The sequence below is a fragment of the Hymenobacter lapidarius genome (assembly GCF_001816145.1).
GTDB classification, from domain to species: Bacteria; Bacteroidota; Bacteroidia; order Cytophagales; family Hymenobacteraceae; genus Hymenobacter; species Hymenobacter lapidarius.
Genome location: NZ_MDZB01000116.1, coordinates 20,206 through 27,007, shown reverse-complemented (window position 1 = coordinate 27,007; position 6,802 = coordinate 20,206). Strand labels below are relative to the sequence as shown.

At 61.4% G+C, this 6,802-nt stretch carries 4 protein-coding genes; all 4 read left to right on the top strand.

Annotated features, from left to right (window positions below; all coding sequences use genetic code 11):
* The first annotated feature begins 107 nt into the window (after positions 1–107).
* The 4 genes from BEN47_RS12740 to BEN47_RS12725 all read left to right on the top strand — a co-directional run bounded on the left by BEN47_RS12740 (position 108) and on the right by BEN47_RS12725 (position 6,761).
* On the top strand, positions 108–1,442 hold the full coding sequence (locus BEN47_RS12740) for a family 1 glycosylhydrolase (RefSeq protein WP_070728788.1): 1,335 nt from the start codon (positions 108–110) through the stop codon (positions 1,440–1,442).
* 152 nt (positions 1,443–1,594) lie between these two features.
* Positions 1,595–1,888: a hypothetical protein gene (locus tag BEN47_RS12735; protein ID WP_070728787.1), complete on the top strand. Its 294-nt coding sequence runs from the start codon at positions 1,595–1,597 to the stop codon at positions 1,886–1,888.
* A 268-nt stretch (positions 1,889–2,156) separates the two neighbouring features.
* Positions 2,157–4,700 carry a DUF5686 and carboxypeptidase-like regulatory domain-containing protein gene (locus tag BEN47_RS12730; protein ID WP_083322391.1) on the top strand — a complete coding sequence of 848 codons (2,544 nt, stop codon included), beginning with the start codon at positions 2,157–2,159 and terminating at the stop codon, positions 4,698–4,700.
* 27 nt (positions 4,701–4,727) lie between these two features.
* Positions 4,728–6,761, top strand: coding sequence for a 7TM diverse intracellular signaling domain-containing protein (locus tag BEN47_RS12725; RefSeq protein WP_083322390.1), 2,034 nt, complete (start codon positions 4,728–4,730; stop codon positions 6,759–6,761).
* Positions 6,762–6,802: the final 41 nt, after the last annotated feature.

Genomic DNA, 6,802 nt, shown 5'->3' with positions numbered 1-6,802 from the left:
GGCCCTCGCCTCGCGTTACGAGAAGAACGCCAGTACCTTTCTGGCAATGGTCACGCTAGGAGCCATCCTGATGTGGCTTTAATTGTTCACACGTCCTAGCACTTCCCATGAAATCCTTTCTCACCAACATCAAAGACCATTTTGGCAGCGGCAAGTACGAAGGCGACCAGTACGGTGGCGCGCAGGGCCACAACGGCAATGGCCTGCCCACCGGGCTGCCCAATAACTTCATGTTTGCCACCGGCATTGAGTGCAGCTACCCCACCATTGACAACGGCAAAACCCGCCGCGACCTACTGGCCGAGTGCGACCACTACAACCGCTACAAGGAAGACCTGGCCCTGGTGAAGGAAATGGGCTTGAAAGTGCTGCGCTACGGCTTGCCCTACTACAAGATTCAGCTCGGCCCCAATAAGTACGACTGGGAATTTGCCGATGCGGCCATGGCCGAGATTCAGCGCCTGGGCATTACCCCGATTCTGGACTTGTTGCACTTCGGCGTGCCCGATTTCATTGGCAACTTCCAGAACCCGGAGCTGCCGGTGCATTTTGCTGCTTACTGCGAGGCAGTGGCCAAGCGCTACCCGTGGGTGCGGTTCTATACGCCCATCAACGAGATATACGTTACGGCCAAGCTCAGCGCCAAAGATGGTATCTGGAACGAGCAGCTGAAGACGGACAAATCCTTCGTGACGGCCCTGAAGCACCTGGTAGCCGCCAGCATTATGGGCACGCAGCAGATTGCCAACCACCGCCCCGACTGCATTATTGTGCAGAGCGAATCGGCAGAGTTTACCCACGAGCTGCGTGCCGAGCACACCTATGAGGTGCAGATATGGAACAAGCTGCGCTTCGCCTCACTCGATTTATTGTATGCCCGCCATCCCGAGGGCGAAGTACTAAACTACTTGTACGACAACGGCATGACGCGACGCGAGTACGACTGGTTCATGGCCGGCGAGCCCCCCGGATACCAGATTATGGGCAACGACTACTACGGCCGCAACGAGAAAATCATGCTGCCCGATGGTACCATTCAAACCAGCATGGACGTGATGGGCTGGTACAACATCACCCACGAGTATTACCTGCGCTACCGCAAACCGGTGATGCACACCGAAACCAACGTGCTCGACGCCAACGAAGCACCCGCGTGGCTGTGGAAACAGTGGGTAAACATCCTTCGGATGCGGAAAGAAGGCGTGCCCGTACTCGGCTTCAACTGGTACTCGCTCATCGACCAGATTGACTGGGACAAGGGCCTGGCCCGCAAAGAGGGCACCGTGAACCCCTGCGGCCTGTTCGACCTCGACCGCAAGCCCCGCCCCGTGGCCGACGCCTACAAAATGCTGCTCCAGGAATACGGCCAGATTACGATAGTGCCCCACGGCGAGCTGTTTGAGATAACCGAAGCGCCCGCTACGCTCAAGGTAGAAATTTAAGCACTTCTCGCGCCCGTTTTCCATAGCGAAAGACAGCATGCGGGCGCGAGAAGGCCTTTGCTTGGTAGCCCAGAGCAGGAAAGCCAATTGGGGGCAGGCCCATTAGAATCAACTTCAGGATTAGCGTTGTGCTTGATTCTACCTTACTGCTTTTGCGCGTTGCCGCCACGTGGCCCCTGCCGGGGCTGGGGTTGCTGGCGCTGCCCGAGGGCGCTACTCCGCACCTGGTGGGCTACCCGCTGCACACGGCGCTGGCGGTAGCTGTAGTGCTGCCCGACGGCCACTCTTGCCGGGGCCGGGCCACAGTGGAGGAAATAGCGCGCACCACCTCCACCGAACGCGGGCTGCTGCTCGACTTCGCTCCTGAGCTGGTTGAACAATTGGCCACAGGCACCGAAATCTGGCTGCTAGAGCAGGCCGCAGGGCCTTCCGGGCTGGAGCTATGAGCAGATGTACGCAAGCCACTTTATAGGTAGGACGACTTGGTAAGTTGTGCTGCTTGGCGTCTTATTTCAACCCAAACAGACCGCTTTTTGACGCAACTGCCTGCTGGTAAACAAATAATCTAGTGGCTAGCAACTAAAAGCTAATAGCTAGGGACTTAGCTGGTTGGCTGTTATAGCTTTCGGCTTGGAACTAGTTGGCGCCGAACCTTGCTTTGCGTAGATTGCAAGTCCACTAGCATTTCAGGGATTTGGCCATCTACTACTTTCTATGAGATTTCTGGCTCCGCTGCTCCTGATGTGCCTTTGGGTACTGCCAGCTGCCGCTCAGCGCTTTGTAGTTAGTGGGCAGGTAGTGGAAGCTACCAACGGTGAGCCGGTGCCGTTTGCTTCCGTGTTTGCGCCCCAGACCAGCACCGGCGTTACCGCTGGTGCCGACGGCCGGTTCAAGCTCACCATTACGGGTCCGGCCGACTCGCTGGCCGCTTCCGCCGTGGGCTTCGTTACCCAGCGGCGCAAGCTCTCGGAGGCGCCTGTGCAAACGGTGCTGTTCCGGCTGCGGGCGGGCGGCGTGGCCCTTGCCGAAGTGGTGGTGAGTTCGCGGCAGCCTGAGAACCCGGCTTTTCGCATCCTGCGCGAAGTGCAGCGCAACAAGCCCCGCAACCAGCGCCTGTCCCTGCAGGCGGCCGAATGGGACTCCTACCACCGCATCGAAACCAGCTTGGCGCAGCTCCCGTCGGGCCTGGCCAAGCGCAAGGCGATTATGGCAATCCGGGCGCTGGCCATCCGGCAGGGCGCCGCCGCCGCAGCCGACCCTGACGCCCCGCTGCCCATTTTTGCCTCCGAAGTGGGCTCGCGAGTGTACCAGAAGTTTTCGCCCCTGCGCCGCCGCGAAGACCAGCTGCACAAGCAGATGCGCGGCGTGGGCCCCCGCGAAGGCTCCGTGGTGTCCCAGATGCTGGGCTCGAACTTCCAGAGCTTTGACTTTTACCCCAACTGGCAGAACGTGCTTGGCAAAGATTTCATCTCGCCCATTGCCGAAGGCGGCCGCCAGACCTACGACTACGATTTGCTGGACTCGGTGATGGTGGGCCAGGATTTCTGCTACAAAATTGCCGTCAAGCCCAAACGCTCCCACGACCTCGCTTTTCGGGGCACCATCTGGATAACGACTGAAGGCTACGCTCTGCGCCGGGCCGACTTGGTGGCCAGCCCCAACGCCAACATCAACTTTATCAGCGACCTGCGCATTTTTCAGGAGCTCACGCCGCCCGCCGACGGGCCCGGTCTGCCCATGCGTACCCGGTTTGTGGTGTCGGTGCAGCCTTCGGCAAAGCAGGCCGCCATGCTGATACGCTTCACCACGGTGGGCAGCAACTTTGTGCGCAACCAGCCCCATACCGAGCCCGGCTTCTACGACCAAACGGTGGTGTCGGTGCTGCCCGAGGAGGAGGTGCGGCCCGGCGGCCTGCTGAGCCCGCCCGGCGCCGGCACCAGCTATTTTGACCTGCACCGGCCCGACACGCTGACCCTGTCGGAGCAGCAGAGCTTTGCGGTGCTCGACTCGGCCAAGCAGCTGCCGGCGGTGCGCAACGTGCTCGACTGGGTGGACTTGGCCGTGAACGGCTACGCGCGGGTGGGCGGCTGGGACCTTGGCCCGGTGCTGGGCTTCTACGCCCGCAACGATTTTGAGGGCAGCCGCTTCCGCTTTGGCTTCCGCACCACGCCCTTCATCAGCCGGGACTGGTTTACCCAGGGCTACATTGCCTACGGCACGGGCGACGGGCGGCTGAAGTTTGGCCTGCGAACCAGCTACGTGGCCGAGCGGCGGCACTGGACGGTGGTGAGCGGCGAAGTGCGCCACGACGTGGAGCAGGCCGCCCTGCTCGACAACGACTTCCAGACCGGCAACAACCTCTTTGCCTCGGCTTCGCGCTGGGGCCGGTTTCGGCAGGGCCGCCCCATTTTGCGCGACCTGATGGCCGTGAGCCTGCAGCGCGACCTGTTCAAGGGCTTCACCCAAACCGTCACGGTGCGCCATCAAGACATCAAGCCCCTGCACAACTTCGCTTACTTCACCACCTCCGACCGCAGCCCGCGGGCGCCGCTGGGCCGCAACCTGACCTTGTCGGAAGTGGTACTGGAGGCGCGATACGCGCCTGATGAAGACTTGGTGCAAAGCGAAAACCGCCGCCAGACCGTGGGCCTCAAGCGCTTGCCGGTGTTCACGTTCCGCTACACCCTGGGCGCCCGCAACCTCCTGGACGACAGGGCGTCGCCAACTTATCAGAAATTCAACCTGCTGATGACCCATAGCGTGTCCCTGGGCCACCTGGGCCGCCTGGGCTACCTGGTAGAGGGCAGCCTGATTCCGGACCGGGTGCCTTACCTGTTTCTGAAAACCCCACTGGGCAACCAGACGCCGTTTTACAACGCCAACTCGTTTAACCTGATGAACTACTTCGAGTTCGTGACCGACCACTCGGTGGCGGTGCGGCTCGACCAGCACTTTGAAGGCCTGGGGCTGAACGCTATTCCCAGCATTCGCCGCCTCAACTGGCGCCTGGTAGCCACGGCCAATCTCCTGTACGGCGGCCTGCAGGCCGCCAACAGCCAGCAGCCCCGCCAGGACCTCGACGGCACCGACCTGGCGCCCGTGCCTTCGCTGGGCAAGCTGCCCTACGTGGAAGTAGGCTATGGCATCGAAAACATTTTCAAATTCTTACGGGTAGATTTTCTTCACCGGCTGACCTACCGCGACTCGCCCGATGCCCAGCGGTTTGGGGTGAAAGTGGGGGCGCAGTTCCGGCTATAGCGGGCATTTTCGTATTTTGAAGGCCTTATGTACTATAGCTTCAGAATGGGACGGCCGCAGCGGAGCCGCTGTATTGGGTGGGGTAGTGGCCTGAAGCGGCTGTTGGGCCGCGCCGGGCTGGTGCTGGCCGTGGTGTGGGCCAGTTGCCTGAGCGCCTTTGCCACCGCCGAAGACACGCTGCACATCCAGTCTTCCTGGACCGAGTTCTTTTTGGCTGACAACTATTACAGCATACTGGAAGACCCCAGCGGCCAGCTTACCCTGGCCGACGTGCGCTCCCCCGCCGTGGAGCGCCGGTTCACCACCTTGCGCGGCTCGAATCAGCCGCCCAATATCCAGCACCCACAGAGTACCTACTGGCTGCGCATTACCGTGCGCCACGGCCTCACCGAAAACTCCACCTGGTACCTGGAGCTCTACGACGCACACATTGGGCGGGCCGTGTTTTACCGGCCTCCTTTGGGTGCCGGCACGGCCTACGAGAGCGTGACCACCGGCGCCACGCTGCCCTTCGCCACCCGGCCCCACCCCTACAAAAACTTCCTTTTCGACCTGCCGCCCCGGCCCGGGCAAACCGCGACCTACTACCTCCGCCTAAACTCCGACACCCGGACCAGTTTCCGGGCCATGCTGCACAGTAGTGCGGGCTTTATTCCCGAAATGACGGGGCAATACTGGCTGCTAGGGGTATTCTACGGGGTGCTTTGCATCATGGTGCTGTACAACCTGATTCTGTTCTTCTTTTTGAAGGAGCGGACCTATCTGTACTACGTGCTATATGTAGGGAGCGGCGCGCTGCTGTTTTTTTCGGAAGATGGGCTCGGGTTTCAGTACCTGTGGCCTGGCGGGCCTGGACTGAACCACTTTGTAGGGGCGGCGGCGCCGGTACTGCTGCTGCTCACGTTTGCCACCTACGCCAGCGGGTTTCTGGACACGGCCTCGCGGCTGCCGGTGCTGCACCGGGTGGGGCGCTGGGTGGTGGGAGGCAGCACCGCCTTGCTGGTACTTGATGCCGCGGTGGTGCACTCCGGCTTTAGCTTCTGGCTGTACCTGCTACCCTATGGCTTGCTGTATTACGCCGCTTTTCGGGCGTATCGGGCGGGGCTGAAGCCGGCGCGCTACCTGCTGCTGGCCCAGGCGCTGGTGGCCAGCAGCCTCACCTTTCTCATTATGCGGAAGCTGGGCATTGATTTCTACAACAACGCTTACACCGTATACAGCCTGTATGTGGCCTTTGTGGCCGAAGTGGTGATTCTGAGCTACGCCCTAGGCGAGAAACTGAAGGGCCTGATGGACATGACCCTGCTTACCCAGAACCGCCTGCTCAAGCAACTGCGCAAAAAGCACCAGGCCCAGGACCGCCTAGTGGAGCAAATGCGCGAAAACCAAGCGCTCAAAGACCAGCTCAACACCGAGCTGGAAGCGTTGGTAGGGCAACGCACGGCGGAGCTGCAGCGCCAAAACGATACCGTGGCCACCCAAAACCGGGAGCTGCTGGAAGCCAACGGCCTGCTGGCCCTACAGTCGGCCGCCATTGAGAAGCTGAACGGCGACCTCAGCCGCGACCTGCACGCCGAGAAGGCCGCCCGCATTGAGGCCCGGGAAGTTGACTTTGGCGAATTCAGCCAGATATACCCCGACAAGGACGCCTGCCTGCGCTACCTGGCCGACCTGAAGTGGGCCCAGGGCGGCTACCGCTGCCGCAAGTGCGGCCACGAAAAAAGCTGCGAAGCCCGTGAGCCTTTTGCCCGGCGCTGCACCCGTTGCCGCTACGTGGAGTCGGCCACGGCCGGCACCTTGCTGCAAAAGTGCAAATTCCCCATTGTGAAGGCCCTGTATGCCGTGTTCCTGCTGCACGCCCACCGGGGCAGCTACTCGCCCTCTGAGCTGGCCCGGGTGCTGGAGCTGCGCCAGGCCACCAGCTGGGCCTTTGCCCAAAAGGTGCTGGCCGCGCTGCAGCGGCGACGGGCCGCTCCCGACTTTGAGGACGGTGAGCCCTGGACGCACGTACTGCTGGACGCCACTGCCGAAGCCGAGCTACAGGAAATTGAGCAAAAATAGCTGGGCAAAATGCCGCCTGAATTTCCGGTAACGTTTGCGAA